This is a genomic window from Massilibacillus massiliensis, from assembly GCF_900086705.1.
Lineage (GTDB): Bacteria > Bacillota > Negativicutes > FLKF01 > FLKF01 > Massilibacillus > Massilibacillus massiliensis.
Map to the genome: position 1 here is coordinate 3,880,522 of NZ_LT575483.1, position 20,901 is coordinate 3,901,422.

Annotated in this window: 20 protein-coding genes and 1 other annotated feature; of the genes, 13 read left to right on the forward strand and 7 right to left on the reverse strand. The window is 35.3% G+C overall.

What is annotated here, in order from left to right:
• Positions 1-234 precede the first annotated feature (234 nt).
• From BN6559_RS18535 to BN6559_RS19620, 3 genes are all read left to right on the forward strand, one after another.
• A complete protein-coding gene (locus BN6559_RS18535; RefSeq protein ID WP_110956109.1) occupies positions 235-861 on the forward strand; it encodes a DUF47 domain-containing protein in 627 nt (208 codons plus the stop codon).
• Entirely contained in the window at positions 854-1,852 is a 999-nt protein-coding gene (locus BN6559_RS18540; RefSeq protein WP_110956110.1) for an inorganic phosphate transporter, read from the forward strand. Before BN6559_RS18535 ends, BN6559_RS18540 begins: the two co-directional genes overlap by 8 nt.
• An 83-nt stretch (positions 1,853-1,935) precedes the next feature.
• Positions 1,936-3,600 (forward strand): nucleoside kinase, encoded by a 1,665-nt coding sequence (locus tag BN6559_RS19620; RefSeq protein ID WP_110956111.1) that lies wholly within the window; start codon positions 1,936-1,938, stop codon positions 3,598-3,600.
• A 79-nt stretch (positions 3,601-3,679) separates the two neighbouring features.
• Here BN6559_RS19620 and BN6559_RS18550 read toward each other — a convergent pair whose 3' ends face one another.
• Complete coding sequence (locus BN6559_RS18550; RefSeq protein WP_110956112.1) at positions 3,680-4,531, reverse strand: AraC family transcriptional regulator; 852 nt, start codon at positions 4,529-4,531, stop codon at positions 3,680-3,682.
• Positions 4,532-4,706: 175 nt separating this feature from the next.
• Between BN6559_RS18550 and dapF the strand changes: the two genes are divergently transcribed.
• Positions 4,707-5,549 carry a diaminopimelate epimerase gene (gene dapF / locus BN6559_RS18555; protein ID WP_110956113.1) on the forward strand — a complete coding sequence of 281 codons (843 nt, stop codon included), beginning with the start codon at positions 4,707-4,709 and terminating at the stop codon, positions 5,547-5,549.
• A gap of 98 nt (positions 5,550-5,647) precedes the next feature.
• On the opposite strand, the gene BN6559_RS18560 is transcribed toward dapF, so the two are convergent.
• From BN6559_RS18560 to dat, 5 genes are all read right to left on the reverse strand, one after another.
• Positions 5,648-6,994 carry a pyruvate carboxylase subunit B gene (locus tag BN6559_RS18560; RefSeq protein WP_110956114.1) on the reverse strand — a complete coding sequence of 449 codons (1,347 nt, stop codon included), beginning with the start codon at positions 6,992-6,994 and terminating at the stop codon, positions 5,648-5,650.
• Between the two features lie 250 nt (positions 6,995-7,244).
• Positions 7,245-8,090, reverse strand: a complete 846-nt coding sequence (locus BN6559_RS18565; RefSeq protein WP_110956471.1) for a GGDEF domain-containing protein — start codon at positions 8,088-8,090, stop codon at positions 7,245-7,247.
• 135 nt (positions 8,091-8,225) lie between these two features.
• Positions 8,226-9,422: an MFS transporter gene (locus tag BN6559_RS18570; RefSeq protein WP_199884146.1), complete on the reverse strand. Its 1,197-nt coding sequence runs from the start codon at positions 9,420-9,422 to the stop codon at positions 8,226-8,228.
• Between the two features lie 5 nt (positions 9,423-9,427).
• The gene (locus BN6559_RS18575) at positions 9,428-9,622 is read right to left on the reverse strand and encodes a DUF896 domain-containing protein (RefSeq protein ID WP_110956116.1); all 195 of its coding nucleotides are present in this window, start codon (positions 9,620-9,622) and stop codon (positions 9,428-9,430) included.
• A 136-nt stretch (positions 9,623-9,758) separates the two neighbouring features.
• On the reverse strand, positions 9,759-10,616 hold the full coding sequence (gene dat, locus BN6559_RS18580; protein WP_110956117.1) for a D-amino-acid transaminase: 858 nt from the start codon (positions 10,614-10,616) through the stop codon (positions 9,759-9,761).
• Between the two features lie 436 nt (positions 10,617-11,052).
• On the opposite strand from dat, the gene BN6559_RS18585 reads away from it, so the two are divergent.
• The 6 genes from BN6559_RS18585 to BN6559_RS18610 all read left to right on the forward strand — a co-directional run bounded on the left by BN6559_RS18585 (position 11,053) and on the right by BN6559_RS18610 (position 16,307).
• Entirely contained in the window at positions 11,053-11,322 is a 270-nt protein-coding gene (locus tag BN6559_RS18585; protein ID WP_110956118.1) for an ACT domain-containing protein, read from the forward strand.
• A 21-nt stretch (positions 11,323-11,343) separates the two neighbouring features.
• Entirely contained in the window at positions 11,344-12,702 is a 1,359-nt protein-coding gene (locus BN6559_RS18590) for a PFL family protein (protein ID WP_110956119.1), read from the forward strand.
• Positions 12,703-12,770: 68 nt separating this feature from the next.
• Positions 12,771-13,406 carry an endonuclease III gene (gene nth, locus BN6559_RS18595; RefSeq protein ID WP_110956472.1) on the forward strand — a complete coding sequence of 212 codons (636 nt, stop codon included), beginning with the start codon at positions 12,771-12,773 and terminating at the stop codon, positions 13,404-13,406.
• Positions 13,407-13,455: 49 nt separating this feature from the next.
• Positions 13,456-13,908, forward strand: coding sequence for an N-acetyltransferase (locus BN6559_RS18600; protein ID WP_110956120.1), 453 nt, complete (start codon positions 13,456-13,458; stop codon positions 13,906-13,908).
• A gap of 203 nt (positions 13,909-14,111) precedes the next feature.
• Positions 14,112-14,354: a binding site (T-box leader), on the forward strand.
• A 56-nt stretch (positions 14,355-14,410) separates the two neighbouring features.
• Positions 14,411-15,427 (forward strand): 3-deoxy-7-phosphoheptulonate synthase, encoded by a 1,017-nt coding sequence (aroF, locus tag BN6559_RS18605; protein ID WP_110956121.1) that lies wholly within the window; start codon positions 14,411-14,413, stop codon positions 15,425-15,427.
• Positions 15,420-16,307: a prephenate dehydrogenase gene (locus BN6559_RS18610; RefSeq protein WP_110956122.1), complete on the forward strand. Its 888-nt coding sequence runs from the start codon at positions 15,420-15,422 to the stop codon at positions 16,305-16,307. The genes aroF and BN6559_RS18610 overlap by 8 nt, the downstream gene beginning before the upstream one ends.
• A gap of 92 nt (positions 16,308-16,399) precedes the next feature.
• On the opposite strand, the gene BN6559_RS18615 is transcribed toward BN6559_RS18610, so the two are convergent.
• Positions 16,400-17,779: an SGNH/GDSL hydrolase family protein gene (locus BN6559_RS18615; protein WP_110956123.1), complete on the reverse strand. Its 1,380-nt coding sequence runs from the start codon at positions 17,777-17,779 to the stop codon at positions 16,400-16,402.
• A gap of 91 nt (positions 17,780-17,870) precedes the next feature.
• On the opposite strand from BN6559_RS18615, the gene cobO reads away from it, so the two are divergent.
• From cobO to BN6559_RS18630, 3 genes are all read left to right on the forward strand, one after another.
• Positions 17,871-18,401, forward strand: coding sequence for a cob(I)yrinic acid a,c-diamide adenosyltransferase (gene cobO / locus BN6559_RS18620; RefSeq protein WP_110956124.1), 531 nt, complete (start codon positions 17,871-17,873; stop codon positions 18,399-18,401).
• A gap of 189 nt (positions 18,402-18,590) precedes the next feature.
• Positions 18,591-20,243: a dihydroxy-acid dehydratase gene (gene ilvD / locus BN6559_RS18625; RefSeq protein ID WP_110956125.1), complete on the forward strand. Its 1,653-nt coding sequence runs from the start codon at positions 18,591-18,593 to the stop codon at positions 20,241-20,243.
• 370 nt (positions 20,244-20,613) lie between these two features.
• Complete coding sequence (locus BN6559_RS18630; protein ID WP_110956126.1) at positions 20,614-20,859, forward strand: TM1266 family iron-only hydrogenase system putative regulator; 246 nt, start codon at positions 20,614-20,616, stop codon at positions 20,857-20,859.
• Positions 20,860-20,901 lie beyond the last annotated feature (42 nt).

The window sequence follows — 20,901 nt, forward strand, 5'->3', positions numbered from 1 at the left end:
TTATTTTTTTGGATATAATAATATAAATATAAAAGTGGGTATATTTGAAGTGGAAAGTTTAAAATATTTTCCAAATCGTCAAATAAAGAGAATTTTAATACAAAATATATGAAAAAATATGTAATTTGTACGCCCAATTTTTGATATTGTGTAATTTTGTGAATAATGATATAGTAAAAAGTATGGTCAAATCTACAGGGAAACTAACAAAGATTTTGGGGGGCAAAACAAAATATGTTTAACTTCAAGCACAAAGATGACGAGTTTTTTGATTTATTTGTTGATAGTGCTAATTACTTTAATAAGGGTGCCTTGTTAATGAATGAAGTAATGAGGGATTATAACAAAGCTGAAAGTAAAATGAAGGAAATTATTGACCTTGAGCATGATGCAGATGATATTAATGATCGTATTATCGACAAATTAAATCAAACTTTTATTACGCCTATCGATCGCGAAGATATTTATGCATTGGCAAATGGGCTTGATGATGGTGTGGATTTCTTGCAAGGCACGATTCAAAGGATGGTGCTTTATCGTACTGGAGAAGCGAGGGATGGCGCTATAGAATTGACACAATTACTTATAGAGAGTACCGATGAATTGGTGAAGGCGTTTACATTATTGAAAAATATTAAGACCAATCAGCATAAGATCTTGGATCATACACGGCGAATTGAAAAATTAGAGAGTGAAGGCGATCGCTTGTATCGTAAAGAAGTAGCACATCTATTTGATTCATGTGTAAACCCAATTGAGGTCATCAAGTGGAAAGAAGTTTTAGAATACCTGGAAAATACATTAGACCACTGTGAGGATATTTCAGATCTAATTAGAGGTGTGGTAATGAAATATGCTTGAGTTACAGTATTTAATTTTTACTGTTGTTGCTTTAGCGTTATTGTTTGACTATATCAATGGGTTTCATGATACAGCGAATGCGATTGCAACATCAGTATCCACGAGGGCACTTCCACCAAAAGTAGCGATTATGATGGCTGCTTGTTTAAATTTTCTTGGGGCTATGTATAGTACAGGCGTTGCCAAAACAATTGGTGGCGATATTGTAAGTTCTGCGCAGCATGTCGATGAAAAAGTGATCATTGCTGCTTTAATTGGTTCAATTATATGGAATTTGGCTACATGGTGGTTTGGCATTCCAAGTAGTTCGTCACATGCGCTTGTTGGCGGTATCGTTGGCGCAGTTTTAGTTTCGGCTGGGCCTATAGGACTTAATTTTTATGGTATTTTTAAAATTGTATTGTCTTTAATTTTTTCACCTATTATTGCAATTGCAAGTGGGTTTGTCATTATGATGTTACTATATTGGATTTTTGGTAGTTTCTCACCGTCTACAATCAATAATAAATTTAAAAGAATGCAGATATTATCTGCAGCGATGATGTCTTTTTCACATGGTTCGAATGATGCCCAAAAGGCAATGGGAATTATAACATTAGCATTGTTGAGCGGCGGATATGTAAGTTCTTTAGAAGTTCCTACTTGGGTTAAAATTGCCGCTGCAACTTCTATGGGGTGTGGTACTGCAGCTGGTGGCTGGAAGATTATAAAAACTATGGGTGGAAAGATTTTTAAGCTGGAACCGATTAGTGGCTTTGCAGCAGATTTGAATTCTTCTATTGTTGTATTTAGTGCAACATTATTGCATTTACCAGTAAGCACAACCCATGTTGTATCTGGTTCTATTATGGGGGTAGGAAGTGCAAAACGTATTAGTGCAGTACGTTGGGGAGTAGCCCAACAGATGGTGGTAGCATGGATTTTGACGATTCCTTGTACCGCAGCGATGGGCGCTATTATCTATTTTTTTGTCAAATATATATTTGGTTAATTTAAATTTTGCTAGCAAAAGTAAGATGAAAAGTATACTATTATAGTAGTATGCTTTTTATTTTTTTGTTGGAGGATTTTTAAATGATAAAAGAAGAAATTTTAGTTGATGTAAAAAACCAGAAAAAAATTAAGTGTAAAAAATATATAACTTTGCAAGAGATAAGTGAATCGTTTAAAGAATCTTATGAAACTTTAGTTGTTGCTGCAAAAGTGGATCATGTAATGAAAGATCTGCAAAATTACTTGGTAGAAGATTCTAAAGTTGAATTTATAGATATGTCGAGTGAAGATGGAATAAAAGTATATCAACGTTCTGTTACTTTTTTAATGATTACAGCCGTGCATGAGCTTTTTCAAGACGTTGAAATCACTGTGGAGCATTCATTAAGTAGAGGATTGTATTGTGAAGTTTATTTAGGTCGAGATCTTACGCAGGAAGATGTCTATAAAATTGAAGTAAGGATGCGTGAGATTGTCAAAGAAAATCGTCCAATCATCAAAAAATTTTTGCCGAAAGATGATGTGATTGAATTATTTAATCAGAGCGGACAATTAGAACGAGTAGAGCTGATTGCGTCATTGAATCGAGAAACAGTAAGTGTCTATTATTGTGGTGATTTTTATGATTATTTATATGGACCAATGGTTTCTGAAACGGGTGTATTGACAGTATTTTCACTTGATTTCTATAAGCCTGGGATGATTATTCGGGTACCAGAGGCGAAAAATCCATTCGTTGTATCAGCGTTTCAGGAACAAGCTAAATTGGCACATATTTTTGCTGAAGCCGAAAAATGGTCGCAAATATTAAACTGTAATTATGTAGCGAAGTTGAACGCATATCATAAAGAAGGGAATATTGGTGATATTATTCGTGTGTCCGAGGCTTTGCACGAAAAGAAAATTGCACAGATTGCCGATTTTATTGCGGGACATATTGAAAAAGTTAGGCTTATATTAATCGCAGGGCCTTCTTCTTCAGGAAAAACTACTTTTGCACAGCGGCTAGGTATTCAACTAAGGGTAAATGGTATAGTACCTGTATCGATTTCATTAGATGATTATTTCTTAGATCGTATTTATACGCCAAGAGACGCACAGGGTGAATATGATTTTGAGGCACTTGAAGCATTGGATCTAGAGTTGTTTAATGAACATTTGCTTCGTTTATTAAAGGGAGAAGCCGTTGAGGTTCCGTACTATAATTTTTTAACTGGTAAACGAGAATATCGAGGTAATATTCTTAAGTTAGGAAAAGATCAGCCTGTTATTGTTGAGGGAATTCACGGATTGAATGAGGCGCTAACAAAAGGGATTCCGCGTGAGAATAAATATAAAATTTATATTAGTGCATTAACACAGCTGGCGATTGATGGGCATAATAGGGTTCCTACTACAGACGCACGTTTAATCCGGCGTATGGTTCGCGATCATCAATTTAGAGGGTCAAACGCACTTAAAACAATTAAGCAATGGCCGTCAGTAAGAAATGGTGAGGAGAAAAATATTTTTCCATTTCAAGAGGATGCGGATATTATGTTTAATTCTGCTCTAATTTATGAATTAGGAGTTTTAAAGAAATACGCAAAACCATTATTGGAAGCGGTTGATCAAAGCTTGCCCGAATATGCAGAAGCTATTAGACTTTTAGATTTTCTAGAATATTTTGATGATATCGTTGAAGAGAATGAAATTCCAACAAATTCTATTATTCAAGAGTTTATTGGTAATTCTTGCTTTTTTTAATACAAATAGGCTGCCGCAATAGAAAAATTGCGACAGCCTATTTGGGCTCTGTTTAATTTTTGAATACATTTTGCGAGATTTATGAAATCCATTCACGAGGTGATTTTTTAAATAATTTTTTAAAAGCACGTAGAAAATTTGAATAATCATGAAATCCACATTGCGTGGCTGCTTTAGTTATGGGAATGCCTTGTTTTATTAAATTAGCCGTTACTATAAGCCGTTTTTGCAGAACATAATTGTGTAGGCTATAGCCGGTCGCTTTTTTGAATTTATGCATCATATAATATCGGCTGAGAAAAAATTTTTCAGCAAGAAATGTAATAGAAATATCTTCTGCTAAATGTTCATTAATATAATTTAAAATTTTTTCTATTTGTTTGTCATAGGTAATTGCATCATCAAGGTTATAAGCTTGATGATTAAGTTGCATTCGATTCAGGTAAATCATCAATTGAATAAATAATGCTTTGCTTAATAAATTACTGCCGAATTCTGTTGTTGTCAAAGATGTCTCTAACTCTGTTAGCACCGTTTTCATTTTATCTCTGGCGGTGGATGACTCTAGACGAATTAAGTTTGATTTTTTTTCCTTTGCTACTTGAAAACATCTAGCAATATCACAGTCTTTATGGCGGTAGGCTTCGATTAGGTGCATATTTGCCCAAATAATGATCCTTTCGTAGGTCTCGGAAGGATCAATCAAAGGTTTATGTATATCATGGTTATCGACTAGTAAGATATCACCAGGTTTTAAAATATAAGATTTACCTTCAATCAGGTAAGTGACTTTTCCCGATAAAAAGAAGATAATTTTTTTAAAATCATGATAGTGGAATTCAAATTCTTGCTGCTTTTTATCACGTAAATGAAAAACCCGAAAATCGTGGTTTAAGTAACCAGATCTATTATTCGCGTATCGATTGTACATATAATACCTCCAAATTCATAGAGCAATGGAATATAGAGCACTTTTTGCAATGTTTTAAGCAATATATGCGCTATTAATAGTAAAAATGTTGTATATAATATATTATAAGATGAGTATTTGATAAAAGATACTTTTATTTATAAATAGAATTTAAAATTCTTAGGAGGTTGAAGATATGAAGTTTTATTTTTCAAAGTGGCATGGGATTGGCAATGATTTTATTATTGTAGATGGTAGTAAAGAACAAATTGAAGATTATCATAAAACAGCACTTGAAGTTTGTGATCGACATTTTGGAATTGGTGCAGATGGGCTGGTCATGATTTTACCGTCAGAAATAGCGGATTTTAAAATGCGTATTTTTAATTCTGATGGCAGTGAAGCAGAAATGTGTGGGAATGCAACACGTTGTATCGCACGGTACTTGTATGAAGAAAAATTGACCTTAAAGACTAAGATTAGTATTGAAACAAAAGCAGGTATTATTAAACCGGAGCTTATTTTTAAAAATGGAAAGTTCGAAACAGTAAAAGTTGATATGGGAGAACCTATTCTAAAGGCTGAAGACATTCCTGTCTCTGGCTTTGGCAAGGAGGAGGTAATTCATAAACCATTAACAATTTTAGATAAAACTTATGATATTACATGTGTATCTATGGGAAATCCTCATTGTGTAATTTTCGTTGAAGATATCAATGAAATAGATCTTGAAAAAATAGGTCCGATGATCGAAACAGCACAGATTTTCCCAAGAAAAATTAATGTAGAATTTGTTGAAGTGAAGAATAAAGATCACCTTAGAATGCGCGTGTGGGAGAGAGGGGCAGGAATTACCTTAGCGTGTGGAACTGGATCTTGTGCAACGATCGTAGCTGCGATTCTTAATAAAAAAATAGAAGGGCGCAGTGCAAAAATTGAATTAGATGGTGGAGATTTATTTGTCGAATGGGGCGTAGATCAACACGTCTATTTATCTGGCCCGGCTGAAGAAGTTTTTCGGGGAAATTATATAAAATAAAAATAAAAAGAGCTAGAAGTTCATAAAATGAATTTCTAGCTCTTTTTATTTACAAACTGAAGGCATGTACTAGAAGTACATGCCTAATATATTATAAATTAACGATGTTTTTTGAAGAATTCCAACGCAACTTCTGGGAATAATGCGTAAGAAAGAACGTCTTCAGTGGAAGCATTTGGATAACCTTTTTCAGCTAATTCTGCTTTTAATTTTTCCATTTGTGGTTCGATATCATCTGCCGGACGATAATCAATAATCTTTTCATCGCCAATGATTAATTCACGTACTTCATCAGCAACTGGCATTGGAGTTTTACCATATTTACCGCGTGCTAAATCTTTAACTTCGCGAGGTACAATAGCGTAACGTTTACCCATCATGACATTAAATGTTGCCATAGAACCAACGATTTGGCTGGATGGAGTTACTAATGGAGGATAGCCAAGGTCAGCACGAACGCGAGGCATTTCTTCAAGCAAATCTTGATATTTGTCTTCCATACCTTGCTCTTTAAGTTGATTGTAAAGATTTGAAAGCATGCCGCCAGGAATTTGGAAGTCAAGTACATTAGGGTCAACATCAAAATGATTTTTAAGTTTGAATTCACCAATAACTTTATTTTTCACACTTAAGAAATGTTGAGCAATAGGAGTTAATGCTTTACGATTGATGCCTGTATCGTATTCAGTTCCCTCTAATGCAGCAATCATTGTTTCTGTACAAGGTTGTGATGTACCAAGTGAGAATGGTGATAATGCACAATCTATAATATCTACACCAGCTTCAATTGCTTTCATGTAAGTCATGGAACCAAAGCCACTAGTATAATGTGTATGCAATTCAATTGGTAATTTAACAGCCGCTTTCAAGGATTTAACAAGATCTTCTGCAACATAAGGTTTTAATAAACCTGACATATCTTTGATACAGATAGAATGAACGCCCATTTTTTCTAATTCTTTCGCAAGATCCACAAAAGTTTGATTCGTATGGTAAGGGCTGATTGTGTAAACAAGAGTACCTTGTACATGTGCTTTATATTTTATCCCTGCTTCGATTGCGACTTTTATATTCCGTACATCATTTAAGGCGTCAAATACACGAATGATACTAACACCATGTTCTACAGCTTTCTTTACAAATTCGTCTACAACATCATCTGCATAATGGTTATATCCTAGAATATTTTGACCTCTTAATAACATCGAGATTGGAGTTTTTAAGTGTTTTTTAAGTGTGTCCAAACGTTCCCATGGATCTTCACCTAAGAAACGTAAGCAACTATCAAATGTGGCACCGCCCCAAGCTTCAATTGCATAAAATCCTGCTTCGTCAAGTGCTTCTAATTGTGGCAACATATCTTCAATACGCATGCGCGTAGCAGTCAAAGATTGTTGTCCATCGCGAAGTACAGTTTCAGTGATTTTTACAGTTTTTTTAGCCATAAAATAAACGCCTCCTAATATGATACACTTTAAAATTTAAGCCCAATTAAAAGATAGGGTTTAATATAGTATAGTATAAGTTTGCGATAATAAATTTAAATTATCATTAAATTCATATCACATATCCAGTATAGATATTTGAATATAGATTGTCAATGAAAAAAAGTGATTTTTTTAACATAATTTTTAGGCGTTTATTTATCAGTGAAATAATCATAGTTTTAATAAATAGTGGAAATTTTCATAATAATTACTGAAATATATTTGCAGCGAAAACACAGTTTCTTCCTTGATGCTTAGCTTTATATAATGCCTTGTCAGCAATGGAGATAATTTTTTCTGAATCAGGTGGTACAGAGAGAATTTTAGGATCATAGGTTGCGATACCGAAGCTTGCAGTTATTTTTGCCGTAAACGTACCGACTGTATCAGGAAAACAACTTCTCTCAATAATTTGACGCAGGTTCTCGGCGATTTTTATAGCATCTTCTAATGTGCTTTCAGGTAGAATAATGCTAAATTCTTCACCACCATAGCGTGCGGGAAAATCAATCGGGCGGATATTTTGGCGAAGAATTTGACCGATTTGTGCAAGTAGTTTATCACCACTAATATGTCCAAAAGTATCATTATATATTTTAAATTTATCAAGATCTAGAATGATTAAGCTTACCGGATGATCAAGTGCTGTTGCGCGTTTGAGTTCTGTTTTTAAAAACATATCAAAACTGCGTCGATTTGCGATATTGGTTAGTCCGTCAGACAAAGCCATAGATTTAATTTCTTCATAGAGATGCAGATGTTTTTTTAGTTCTTGGTGTAAATCATGATTCGTGTTTTTTAATCTTTCATTTACCAAAATTGTGTATAATAATACACAACTCCAGATGAGTTGTGTAGAAATTGAAAATATAAATTCTTGATATTGTTCTATAAAAAGGAATAATAAACCTAAGAGAAGTTCAAAAATACTAATAGATAATACTATGACATGAAACCAATAGAAATGTTTGCTATGTTGTTTTAAAGAGTATTTCGTTGTAATACATAATGCAACCCCTAAAATAATATTGGTGATTAAAAAGATATGAATCATCCATAACAAATTGATCACTCCTCTCAGCAGTAATTTCTTTATTATAAAATATGCAGAAAAAATCAAAGTGGTGAGTGATATTATGTAAATAAAAAACAGTACCTAGTGATTATAGGTACTGTTTTTAGTAATGGATTATTCTTTACGCGGAAGGTTATTGGCTTTTTCGGGAATCGTCAGTGTTGTGAGTGCAGCGCATGCAAGTGGTATTATGGTCATTAATAAAGAAGAGGGTAGGCTGATATAATCAGCAAGTGCACCTGTAATTGCTGCACCAATACCACCTAGGCCAAAGGAAAGACCAAGCATCATACCGGATGCTACACCTGCATTATTAGGTAATAAATTTTGCGCCCAAACTAAAGAACTTGGCGCAGCTCCTTGTAAGCACGCGCCACAGAAAAAGAGTACAATCATAGACCACCAAGTAATTTCTGTATTTATTAGGAATAAATATGTTGGTACGATTCCTAATGTGAGTGAAGCCACAATTACTTTTTTATAGCCGATTTTATCATTTAGATAGCCGCCATATAATCCACCAAGAGCAGCACCAACTAGAAATATAGTAAGCATTGCACCTGCAAAGATCGTACTATATGCTTGAGAGACAAGTAAAACCGGCAAGAATGTAGTAATAGAAACATGAGTCCAAGCACGTAACCCCATAGCAATGTTTAACTTTATTAAATCCATATACTTCGTCAGAATAAATGGCTGTAAGACAATATCAGTACGTTGGTTCACTTGATTAGATGAATATGTTTTTTGTGTTATTCTAGCTTTATAAAAAGCCCAAGTCAGTACAATGCTGGGGAGGATTAGAACTGGTAAAGCAGATAGACCATATGTATTTGTAAAATAAATGATAATAATAGGTGCAAAAGCAAATCCTAAATTACCGCCAGCGACAAAAAAGGAAATGGATAATCCCAATTTTGATGTAGCAGAAACCTTACTAACAAGACTAGAAGCAAGGGGATGGAAAATCGAAATGAAAAGACCATTTAGAGCAACTAAAATGAATAATAATGTCTTCGTATCAGCAAAGCCTGTGTAGCAAATAAATATGGCACTGGCTGGAACTGTAAGGTATAAAAGCCAATTCAAATTTTTTTTATCAATTAAATAGCCAAAGAATGGTTGCATAACGTTTGAGGTAAAAGATAACACCATAATTAGTAATCCACTTAATGTAAGAGATAAACCCAGTTTAGGAATAACAATAGGGAGTAGGACTGGTAAAAAATTAGAATAAAAATCACTGAAAAAGTGTCCTGCCGTTAATAAGGCAACAGAATACCAGCTATGTGTCTGAATTTTTTTATCCATTAGTATCAATGCCTTTGTCTCGTTGGCGGTGCATCAACGAATTCAATTTTCTCTAGATTATCCTTCAATTGAATTTTGATATTATCAATATAAATACGATGAAGTTTTCTTTGCTCGTTTAATTCTTCCTCGTTTAAGCCAATCGTTTTCTTTTTTTTTGCTAATTCATTAATTCTGGTAATGATTTCTGGGGTAATCAATCTAAAACTCCTCACTAAACTATATATTTAAAATATAAAATTATTTAGGCTCTAACTTATAAAAAGTTAGAGCCTAAATAACTTTAGTTTCTATTGTAATTCTATTTTTGTTTTAATGCAAGCCGCATCATGGGTTTTAGAAACATTCTTTTTTTACGGCTTCCTTATAAGCTTTTTGCAGTTTTAGTGTAACTTCACCTGGTTTTCCATTGCTAATTACTTTACCGCTTATTTCAACACAAGGCGTTACTTCAAGGCTAGTACTAGTAATGAAAGCTTCGTCAGCGTTGCGCGCAAATTCCGGCGTAAATTCTTTTTCCATAACTTGAATGTTAAGTTTTGGAGCAATGTCTTCTAATAAAACCGAAAGCGTTATGCCTTTTAGAATGAGATTATTTGTTGGATGTGACCAAAGGACACCATCTTTCACTACAAAAAAATTGCTGCTTCCACACTCTGTAATTTCCTTTGTGTCAGGGCGATATAAAACAGCTTCATAGCATCCTTCATCAGCTGCTGCTTGTTTTGCTAAAACGTTTCCTAATAAATTAAGAGATTTTATATCGCAATGATGCCAACGTATATCTTCTGTTAAGAAACATTTAACTCCTTGAGCCTGTTGGTGTTCGTCGACTTCAGAACTACGGATGGACATAGATAAATGTGGTTTTACAGATGGAAAATGATGATCGCGAGGTGCGGTGCCACGTGTAAATTGAAAATATATTACACCATTTTTAAATCCACTTTTATGAATTAATTCTTCATGCAGATTGGTTAACTCTTCAATTGTATAAGGAATTGTCATTCTGACTTTTTCTAATGACCGCATGCATCTGTCTAAATGACGTTTTAGCTGAAAACATTTACCATTGTAAAATCTAGTTGCTTCATAAATACCATCACCAAATTGATGTCCGCGATCTTCCATGCCAATAATTTTATCATTTTCTACATCAATAAATTTTCCATCAAAATAACCTAATACACTCATTCTTTTGTGCGCCTCCTGATAAATCACAATTTTATTTGATCTTCTATTAATTGATATTGTTTTAATAGAATCGTTTTTCTATGTATTCCATTCTATTTTATATATTCCTGCCTTTATATTTAAAATATAAATATTTTTTCTGAAAAAATTTATAAAATGTATATATGTATACAAAATACCTTAAAAAATAAATTGTGTTTCAAAAAAAACAAGGCTTTATGAGGAAGAAAGATAGGATTTCTTGTTATTTATAATGATAATAAGTATTTAGTATTTAAAATACATCCATTAAATATTGAAACATTTAATAAACGTTTATAAAAATTTCTTGGCTTTTTTGTAAATATGCGTATAATAAATATAAATATATGTTTCATATTTAAATGAAATAGATATTTAGCTGATTAATTTTTGAAAAATGGGGAGCGTATATCATATGAAAATAGTAGTTACAATTGTGGGAAAAGATCGTGTTGGTATTATTGCGATGGTAAGCAATATTTTAGCAGAAAACAATGTAAATATTTTAAATATTAACCAAAATATATTAGATGGTTTTTTCAACATGGTAATGATTGCTGAAATGAGCGAGAGTAAAATTAAGCTAAAAGATCTTCAAGAAATATTACGAGAAAAAGGCGAAGCGATTAATCTTGAGATCAAAGCGCAACATCAAGACATTTTTAATATTATGCACAAAATATAACGGATTTTTGGGGGTAGAAACGTGATAACGATACATGATATATTAGAGACCAACCGTATGATTACTGAGAATAAACTTGATGTTAGAACGATCACGATGGGGATAAGCCTCAGAGATTGTGCGCATCCAAATATCAAGCAATTTTGCCAAAACATTTATGATAAAATTACGAGTTCCGCTGAATTTTTAGTATCGACCGGTGAAGAAATAGAAGCAGAATATGGAATTCCGATTATTAACAAACGTATTTCTGTTACGCCAATCGCTATTGCAGCTGAAGCATGCCGCACGGATAGTTATGTGCCTGTTGCAGAAGCACTTGATGCAGCTGCCAAAGAGGTTGGAGTCAATTTTATTGGCGGATTTTCTGCATTGGTTGAAAAGGGATATACAAATGGTGATCGAATCTTAATCAAATCTATTCCGCAGGCTTTGGCGACAACTGAAAGAGTTTGTTCTTCTGTAAATTTAGGATCTACTAAAGCCGGAATTAATATGGACTGTGTGCGAGAAATGGGAGAAATCGTAAAGCGTACTGCTGAATTAACGCGTGACCGTGATGCAATTGGTTGTGCGAAATTAGTTATATTTGCAAATGTTCCTGGCGATAATCCGTTTATGGCAGGTGCTTTTCACGGCGTAGGCGAGCCGGAAAAAGTCATTAATGTTGGCGTAAGTGGGCCTGGCGTAGTGAAAAGAGCGTTGGAAGACATGAAAGGCGCTGACTTTAGTCAAGTCGCTGAAACGATAAAGAAAACAGCTTTTAAGATTACGCGTGTTGGTCAATTGGTTGCGCAAGAAGCTTCCAAACGTTTAGGGGTTCCTTTTGGTATTATTGATTTATCGCTTGCACCGACACCGGCAATTGGGGATAGTGTCGCACATATCCTTGAAGAAATGGGACTTGAAAGCTGTGGTGCTCCAGGTACAACAGCTGCACTTGCACTTCTTAATGATGCTGTAAAAAAAGGTGGGTTGATGGCATCTTCTCATGTTGGAGGTTTAAGTGGGGCGTTTATTCCTGTCAGTGAGGATGCTGGCATGATCGCAGCTGTAGAATGTGGAAGTCTTTCTTTAGAAAAATTAGAGGCAATGACTTGTGTTTGTTCTGTCGGCTTAGATATGATCGCCGTTGCAGGCGAGACTTCTGCTGCAACGATTTCAGGTATTATTGCTGATGAAGCTGCGATTGGTATGATTAACAATAAGACAACCGCGGTCAGAATTATTCCGGTACCGGGTAAGAAGGTTGGCGATACAGTAGAATTTGGCGGATTGCTCGGTTATAGTCCGATTATTCCAGTAAGCAAATTTAAATCAGAAGGTTTTATAGCCCGAGGGGGTCGAATTCCTGCGCCAGTACGCAGTTTGACAAATTAGTGAGTGAAAAATTAAGCAGACTGGTTCATGAAAACCAGTCTGCTTTTCTTTTAAAAGAGGTGATTGATTTGCGCATAACAAAGCAAATTAAACAAAGTATGATTGCTATACTAGAGGAGACTTATATTGACGTAAAGCCTGCACTCAAATTTAAATCGCCGTTTGAGCTTTTGATTGCTGTTATTTTATCTGCGCAATGTACAGATGTAAGAGTCAATATAACAACGGAAAGATTATTCGCATATGCGAATACACCTGAAGCTATTTTAAAGCTGGGTATTGAAAATTTGGAAAATGAAATAAGAGACTGCGGTCTTTTTCGCAGTAAAGCAAAAAATATTATTGCTACCTGCCAAAGAATTTGTTCTGAATATAATGGGCAAGTTCCTGAGACATTCGATGAGTTAATAAAATTGCCTGGTGTAGGAAGAAAGACGGCAAATGTTGTTGTTAGTATAGCGTTTAATACACCTGCTATTGCTGTTGATACGCATGTTTTTAGAGTTTCAAATCGATTGCATTTAGCAATTGGTGAAACACCTGATGAGGTTGAAGCAAAACTGAAAAAAGTTATACCAATAGAGAAGTGGTCAGCGGCACATCACTGGCTAATTTGGCATGGCAGGTTATTATGTAAATCACGTGCGCCTTTATGTAAGAAATGTCCGTTACAGCATCTTTGCCCTAGCAATGTGAGTGCATAAATATTATAATAATAGTATAATTATACTTAAAACGAAGGGATGAAAATAAATGATTTACCGCAAACCGACATTTCAGGATGTAGAACAGATCTATGAATTAGTCAATGCTTATGCGAATGATGGTGTAATGCTGGCACGATCACGCAATGTCCTTTATGAAACTTTACGTGATATGATAGTTGCGGAGGAAGATGGAAGAATTGTAGGGGTTGGTGCACTTCATTTAGTTTGGGACGAGCTTGCTGAAATTAGAGCAATGGCTATTTCTAAAGAAGTAACAAGACAAGGAATTGGCAGGAAAATTGTGAATATGCTGGTTGAAGAAGGAAGCTTGTTAGGCGTGAAAACATTATTTACGCTTACTTATCAACCGGAGTTCTTTGGAAAACTAGGCTTTGATGAAATTACTAAAGAATTATTGCCGCATAAAGTTTGGAAAGAATGTATTAATTGCCCTAAATTCCCAAATTGTGACGAGATCGCTATGATGAGGAAGATATGAAATATTTAGTAAATAACGATAGGATTTATAAAGCATAGGATTGAGCGGGATTAGAGTATATTTTGTAATAATCTAGTATGTTTTGTTAAAATTCATTACAGTTTTCGTTGGAATTATGATCTGGATTGCTTGAAAGTGTAAATTTATATAAAGTTTTAATTGACAATTGAGTTTTACTTTGTTATATTAACAATTAATACAGAGCAAATGCGAAGATCAAGAGAAGTATATAAGTTACATTTTTTAGAGAGCTAGGGGATGGTGTAACCTAGTAAATGGGCTGATAGAAATACACTTGTGAGCTATAGACTGAACGACTTTTGTTTAGTAAGTTGTATCGGAGTGCCACCGTTATCATAGGCTAGAGTATGTTTGTACTTGAATTTGAGCGGCTTGCTTTATCTTGCAAGTAGGGTGGTACCACGGGTAGTTAACTCGTCCCTGATTTTAGGGGCGGGTTTTTTTGTATTTATTTTTATTAATTTGGGAGGTAGTTTGAATTATGATTATTGTAATGAGTTCAGATGCAACACAAGAAGAAATTGATAGGGTAACCAAAAAGATAATAAGTTCGGGGCTGGAATATCATTTATCTCAGGGGCAGTCTCGCACGATTGTGGGAGTAATTGGTGACAAAAAAACGATTGCACAGTTACAAATGGATGTATTTGATGGCGTTGAAAAATCTGTCCGAATCACAGAAAGCTATAAACTCGTGAGTCGAGAATTTAAGCCAGCCGATACCATTGTAGATGTAAAAGGAGTTTTAGTTGGCGGCGGACACATCGGAGTTATGGCAGGACCTTGTGCAGTTGAAAGCAGAGAACAGCTTTTTGAAGCTGCTCATTGTGTAAAAAGTGCCGGTGCTCATTTTTTACGGGGCGGAGCCTTTAAACCTCGTACATCGCCATATGATTTCCAAGGATTAGCTGAAACCGGCTTAAAAATGCTTGCCGAAGCAGGTCAGAAATATGATTTAAAAGTAGTCACAGAAATTGTTGATGTGAACGCAATTGATTTACATTGTGCGTACGCGGATGTGCTTCAAGTGGGTGCAAGAAATATGCAAAATTTTCATTTGTTAAAAGTGGTAGGAAAAGCCAATAAACCAGTCCTATTAAAAAGAGGTTTATCAGCTACAATCAGCGAGTGGTTAAATGCAGCAGAATATATTATGAGTGAAGGTAATTATAATGTCATTTTATGTGAACGTGGTGTACGGACTTTTGAAACATATACACGTAATACATTAGACTTAGCTGCCGTAGCTGCAGTAAAACAATTGTCTCATTTACCAATTATTGTGGATCCAAGTCATGGAACTGGTCGGTGGAAAATGGTTCGTCCAATGTCTAGAGCGGCAATTGCTGCTGGAGCAGATGGTCTCATGATTGAAGTGCATCCGCATCCTGAAATCGCTTTGTGTGATGGAAATCAATCTTTAACACCAGAAAATTTTCGTATTGTAATGGATGAAGTAAAAGCTGTTGCAAACTTGATGGGAAAAGTAAATGAATAAAAAAAATATTGTAATTATCGGGATTGGCTTAATTGGTGGATCTCTTGGACTTGCGATTAAGGATTATTTTAAAGAAGATGTTCATATTTGGGGATTAGATTCTCATGAGGAAACATTGAAAAAAGCTGCAGCGCTTGGCGCGATTGATTCGTTTACTTGCGAATATGGAGTTGCGGTAAAAGATGCCGATATGGTTTTTTTGAGCACTCCGGTTTTGCAAATTGTTCCAATGATAGAAATGATTTTGCCCTTTTTAAAAGCCGGTACCATTATTACAGATACAGGAAGTACAAAACGTTATATATGGGATCGGATAAAAAATATCCTTCCTAATGATATTTACTATGTTGCCGGACATCCAATGGCGGGCAAAGAGCATAGTGGTATTATGGCGGCAGATAAAAATCTTTTTCGGAATAAGAGCTATGTTATTGTTCAAGATACAGGAGCACCAAATCACGCGATCGAAAAAGTTTGCGAGATATTAAAAGCAACGAAGGCAAATATCACAACGATGGATATTGCCCAACATGATCGCTGCGCTTCTATTATCAGTCATGTGCCGCATGTGGTAGCAGCGGCTTTGGTAACACTGCTCAATCAAAGTTCAAGTGATATAGAGGCAAACTTGAAACTTGCGGGTGGTGGGTTTAAAGATACGACAAGGATTGCATCTTCGAATGCAGATATGTGGGCAGATATTTGCATATCAAATGCAGAGCCTATTATGCGCAATTTACAAGAATTAAAAGAAATTCTCGATGTGGTGATTACGCACATTGGGGAAACTGACCGACAAGGATTGTATGATTATTTTTCATCAGCCAAACAGAGACGTGATACTATTTTGGATAAAGCCAATAATTTATTTGAGGTATAGTAAAGAACATGCATTTTGCATGTTCTTTACTTTGATATCTCGTTTTGGTGAATTGTGATATGACATAGTTTAAATAGAGTGTGGTCAAGTGCTTAACGAAGAACACGGTTTTTATTTGCATTTATAATTTCCGCCATAAGTTTTTTCCCAATAATATCAGGGTGGAGTCCATCCGTTGCCAAATAGGTTGCCATTTCACCGTTTTCATCATAGAAATAAGGTTCAATATCAATATAGTAATGTTGTGTGCGAATAAACGCATTGACTTTAGTAAGTTCTAGCTTCCAATTAGGAGAAGTTTCTGTTCCAAAGGTTTTAGAAATGTTGGCAGGATTTAATGGCAAAAGAGTTAAGAAAATTGGGCGGATATTGTGTAAATAACATTTAGTTTTAATCGAATTTAAATCCTTAATGATCTCATTTGCTGATGTACCGGCACGAATGCTATTTGCGCCGCACAAAATAATTAAGTTTTTCGGTCTAAAAGGTAAAACATCACTATCGAAACGTTCTACCATACTTTTTGAAGTGTCACCACTTTTACCGAGGTTAAGAGTAGCAAATTCTAAATAGGTTTGATAACTGTATTCATAATTTGCAGGTGAATATGAAAGTGCACCGCCTCCATGTGTAATGCTATCCCCGAATGTGGCAATTTGGACGCGGTGGGATTGTTCTGTGACAACAAAACTTTCCGTATCGGAGTATTCTCCAATTGTATTGCCATTTGCATCAATAGCGCGAACGCGCCAATAATAAGTGCCTGGTGATAATAGCCGTGCAAAATCATCGTAACAGTCTAATGTATTATTGACGATTTTACTCCAAATACGATTTTCAGAAGGGATCGTATTGTTTTCTATCTCCGGCGGTTCAGATAATAACTCTACCTCATAATCTGTAATATTATGAATAGGGATCCAATTATATACGGGATACAGGGGAATCGGAAGATTCATTATTCTATCTATATTATTTATAATAGGTTTCTGTGTAATATGCAGTTTCTTGTTTACAATAATTTGCTCTGCATCAGAAAATTCGCTGATGGCATTTCCATCATAATCTAAAGCGCGAACGCGCCAATAAAATTTCTCATTATTTAAATAATCGGATAAGTCGGCGTAATATCCATTTGTAAATATTTCATTGGTGCTGAAAATTCGATAGCGAGATGCAACAATACCATTTGGAATTTCAGGTGTTTGGTTTAAAAATTCTAGTTCGTAAGAGACCGCGCCGGGAAATGTATGCCAAAGTAGGAGCGGGGTTACGCTAGCGGGTTTTTCCGTTGTATATTTAGTAATTAAAGTCGGTTTATTTGCTTCTGAGAATACATTTTTTTCTTGCGTAATTTGTTGCTTCATCTGCTCTATATTTGCTTGATCTGGAGTTTTTTGTGTGTTGAATAGAAAATTTATTATGTAAATGATAGAAGCGGCTATGCATAAAGCCATCATAAATTTTTTCATATTGACTCCTTAATTTGTGGTAACATATAGTATATCACTTTTTGTAAATTTTAAAATGGTTCTCTTTTTCATAAGATGAAAGGAGCATAAAATGGAAAATCGACAAGGGTTGCTTATTGTTCATACAGGAAATGGTAAGGGGAAAACTACAGCTGCTTTGGGACTTGCACTTAGAGCATGGGGAAATGGATATAAAACTTTAATCTTACAATTTATAAAAGGCAGTTGGAAATATGGTGAATTAAAAGCGTTGCAACAGCTTTCGCCTGGAATTGTAATTCAGCAGATGGGTGAGGGGTTTAGTCAAAAGGATCATGATGATAAAGAAAAACATATTGCAGCAGCGAAAAAAACTTTAGAAATTGCGAAACGAGAAATAATTTCGGGCTCTTGGGATATGATTATTTTAGATGAGTTAAATTATGCGCTAAAATTTGGACTGATTCAACTTGAACCGGTGATGGATTTGATTGCACTCAAATCAAATAATTTGCATTTGGTTATTACTGGACGCGAAGCAAGAGAAGAAATTATTGCTTGTGCAGACTTAGTAACTGAAATGAAAGAAATTAAACATCCTTATAAACAAGGTGTAAAAGCACAAAAAGGCATAGAATTTTAATGTAAATAAAGAAAAAGAGAAAATTTTGTTTCTTAAAAAGTATTTTAGAAGGATTATAGAAGTCCGCATTGAATTAGTATAATTCACGACAAAAAGTGTAAAGTTGTATACAAGGTTTTGTCGAGCTAGATAAATTTTATAAATTATGATATAGAAATTTATATCTGAAAGAATAGGTGGGGAGTTTATATGAGAAGTGATATTGTAAAAAAAGGGTCAACGCGTGCTGCACATAGAGCTTTATTTTATGCGATGGGATATGGACCAGAAGATTTGGAAAAACCGTTGATTGGTGTGGTAAATGCCTTTAATGAGATTATTCCAGGGCATTTTCACTTACGGACAATTGCAGAAGCAGTAAAACTTGGGGTCGCTGCTGCCGGCGGAACACCAATAGAATTTCCAGCGATTGGTGTTTGCGATGGAATCGCGATGGGGCATGAAGGAATGAAATTTTCTTTGGCAAGTCGTGAACTAATTGCTGATTCAATAGAAGCGGTAGCAACAGGGCATGGATTCGATGGTTTAGTGTTGATTCCTAACTGTGATAAAGTAGTTCCAGGAATGCTTATGGCAGCTGCTCGACTGAATATTCCTTGTGTAGTAGTAAGTGGCGGTCCAATGATGGCGGGGCGTTATAAAGGAACTGATGTCAGTGTAAGCAGTATATTTGAAGCAGCAGGACAATTTGAATCTGGCAAAATTACGGCAGATGAACTTTCGGAACTTGAAAAAGCAGCTTGCCCAGGGTGTGGTTCTTGCTCTGGCTTATTTACCGCAAATACCATGAATTCTTTAACTGAAGTTTTAGGTATGGGATTACCGGGGAATGGCACAATTCCAGCTGCACAAACTGGGGCGAGGAGAATGCTAGCCAAAAAAGCTGGACAAGTTATTTTAGATCTAGTAAAACGGGATATAAAACCATGCGATATTATGACAAAAGAAGCATTTGAAAATGCGATTACTGTAGATATGGCAATCGGTGGGTCTTCTAATACAGTCCTTCATTTGACTGCAATTGCTCACGAAGCAGGGATTACATTGCCGTTGCCATTGTTTGATCAAATCAGTGCGAAGACGCCTTATATTACGAAATTAAGTCCAGGCGGCACACATCATATGCAAGATTTAAATGAAGCGGGCGGGTTAAATGCAGTAATGCATGAACTTGCAAATAAAAACTTACTTCATTTAGATGCACTTACGGTTACGGGAACTCTTGAAAAACGTATTAAAGATGCAAAAATTACACGCGCAGATGTTATTAAAACCGTAGACGCACCATATCGTAATAAAGGTGGTATAGCAATATTAAAGGGGAATTTGGCGCCAGATTACGCAGTTGTCAAAGAAAGTGCGGTTACTGAGGATATGCTTGTATTTAAAGGTACAGCTAAAGTATATGATTCAGAAGAACAAGCGATTGAAGCGATTGTCAGCGGTGAAATTAAAGATGGACATGTAGTCATTATTCGCTATGAAGGACCGAAAGGCGGACCGGGAATGCGTGAAATGCTCAATCCGACTGCCGTAATTACAGGTATGGGATTAAAAGTGGCATTGCTTACGGATGGACGTTTTAGCGGTGCGACGCGTGGGGCTTGTATTGGACATGTTTCTCCGGAAGCAATGGCAGGTGGACCGATTGCACTTGTCCAAGACGGAGATGAAATTGATATTGATATTCCAAACCGTAAACTTGATTTATTAGTTAGTGAGGAGGAATTGAAAAATCGCCGAGCTGCTTGGATTAGACCGCAACCAAAAGTAACAAAAGGGTATTTATCTCGTTATGCACGATTGGCAACTTCTGCAAGTACGGGAGCAGTTTTGGAATAAAAGCAATAAAGATAAGCGGGCTGTTTTGTCGAACTGTTTATCTAAGTATATAATTAGGGATATTTTATGAATAAGTCTTATTTATAAAATATCCTAGCTTTTTGTATGAATTCATAGTATACTAAATGCGTAATTAAGGTGCTCGGTTAAGATAATGTTAAAAGCATATCTGACAGTAAACCTTCTTTTTTGAAAATTGTTATCGTTCTGACAACATGCGGGTTTGTCCCTAATGAGAAGGCGGTAGAATAGTTGAAAATATTGCGAGAAATTCATTATAGTTTCTATTTCTTCGTAGTTTGAGATGCTATCCTTGGGCCTTTTTGTGCTCAAGGATTTTTATTATTTTTAAAAAGAGAGGGTTCATACAATGGAAACACGTGTAGCTTTAATTGGTATCATGCTAGGTAGTAGAGAGTCGGTTGTACGACTAAATGCTATTATTCAAGAGTATGGAGACTATATCGTTGGAAGAATGGGGATTCCCTATCATAAGAAAAATGTTTCTGTGATCAGTATTGTTATAGATGCACCGGCTGATATTATCAGTGCTTTTTCAGGAAAACTAGGGATGCTTCCCAATGTAAGCAGTAAGACGGTATATGCAAAAATGTAAATGTGAATTTTTAAGTGAAATGAGCATGAATCAAAAAGATAA

What these genes read in the sequence shown, in the direction of transcription:
- BN6559_RS18535 (WP_110956109.1), top strand. Translation starts at nt 235, where the DNA reads ATGTTTAACTTCAAGCACAAAGATGACGAGTTTTTTGATTTATTTGTT.
- BN6559_RS18540 (WP_110956110.1), top strand. Translation starts at nt 854, where the DNA reads ATGCTTGAGTTACAGTATTTAATTTTTACTGTTGTTGCTTTAGCGTTA.
- BN6559_RS19620 (WP_110956111.1), top strand. Translation starts at nt 1,936, where the DNA reads ATGATAAAAGAAGAAATTTTAGTTGATGTAAAAAACCAGAAAAAAATT.
- BN6559_RS18550 (WP_110956112.1), bottom strand. Translation starts at nt 4,531, where the DNA reads ATGTACAATCGATACGCGAATAATAGATCTGGTTACTTAAACCACGAT.
- dapF (WP_110956113.1), top strand. Translation starts at nt 4,707, where the DNA reads ATGAAGTTTTATTTTTCAAAGTGGCATGGGATTGGCAATGATTTTATT.
- BN6559_RS18560 (WP_110956114.1), bottom strand. Translation starts at nt 6,994, where the DNA reads ATGGCTAAAAAAACTGTAAAAATCACTGAAACTGTACTTCGCGATGGA.
- BN6559_RS18565 (WP_110956471.1), bottom strand. Translation starts at nt 8,090, where the DNA reads ATGATTCATATCTTTTTAATCACCAATATTATTTTAGGGGTTGCATTA.
- BN6559_RS18570 (WP_199884146.1), bottom strand. Translation starts at nt 9,422, where the DNA reads ATGGATAAAAAAATTCAGACACATAGCTGGTATTCTGTTGCCTTATTA.
- dat (WP_110956117.1), bottom strand. Translation starts at nt 10,616, where the DNA reads ATGAGTGTATTAGGTTATTTTGATGGAAAATTTATTGATGTAGAAAAT.
- BN6559_RS18585 (WP_110956118.1), top strand. Translation starts at nt 11,053, where the DNA reads ATGAAAATAGTAGTTACAATTGTGGGAAAAGATCGTGTTGGTATTATT.
- BN6559_RS18600 (WP_110956120.1), top strand. Translation starts at nt 13,456, where the DNA reads ATGATTTACCGCAAACCGACATTTCAGGATGTAGAACAGATCTATGAA.
- aroF (WP_110956121.1), top strand. Translation starts at nt 14,411, where the DNA reads ATGATTATTGTAATGAGTTCAGATGCAACACAAGAAGAAATTGATAGG.
- BN6559_RS18610 (WP_110956122.1), top strand. Translation starts at nt 15,420, where the DNA reads ATGAATAAAAAAAATATTGTAATTATCGGGATTGGCTTAATTGGTGGA.
- BN6559_RS18615 (WP_110956123.1), bottom strand. Translation starts at nt 17,779, where the DNA reads ATGAAAAAATTTATGATGGCTTTATGCATAGCCGCTTCTATCATTTAC.
- cobO (WP_110956124.1), top strand. Translation starts at nt 17,871, where the DNA reads ATGGAAAATCGACAAGGGTTGCTTATTGTTCATACAGGAAATGGTAAG.
- ilvD (WP_110956125.1), top strand. Translation starts at nt 18,591, where the DNA reads ATGAGAAGTGATATTGTAAAAAAAGGGTCAACGCGTGCTGCACATAGA.
- BN6559_RS18630 (WP_110956126.1), top strand. Translation starts at nt 20,614, where the DNA reads ATGGAAACACGTGTAGCTTTAATTGGTATCATGCTAGGTAGTAGAGAG.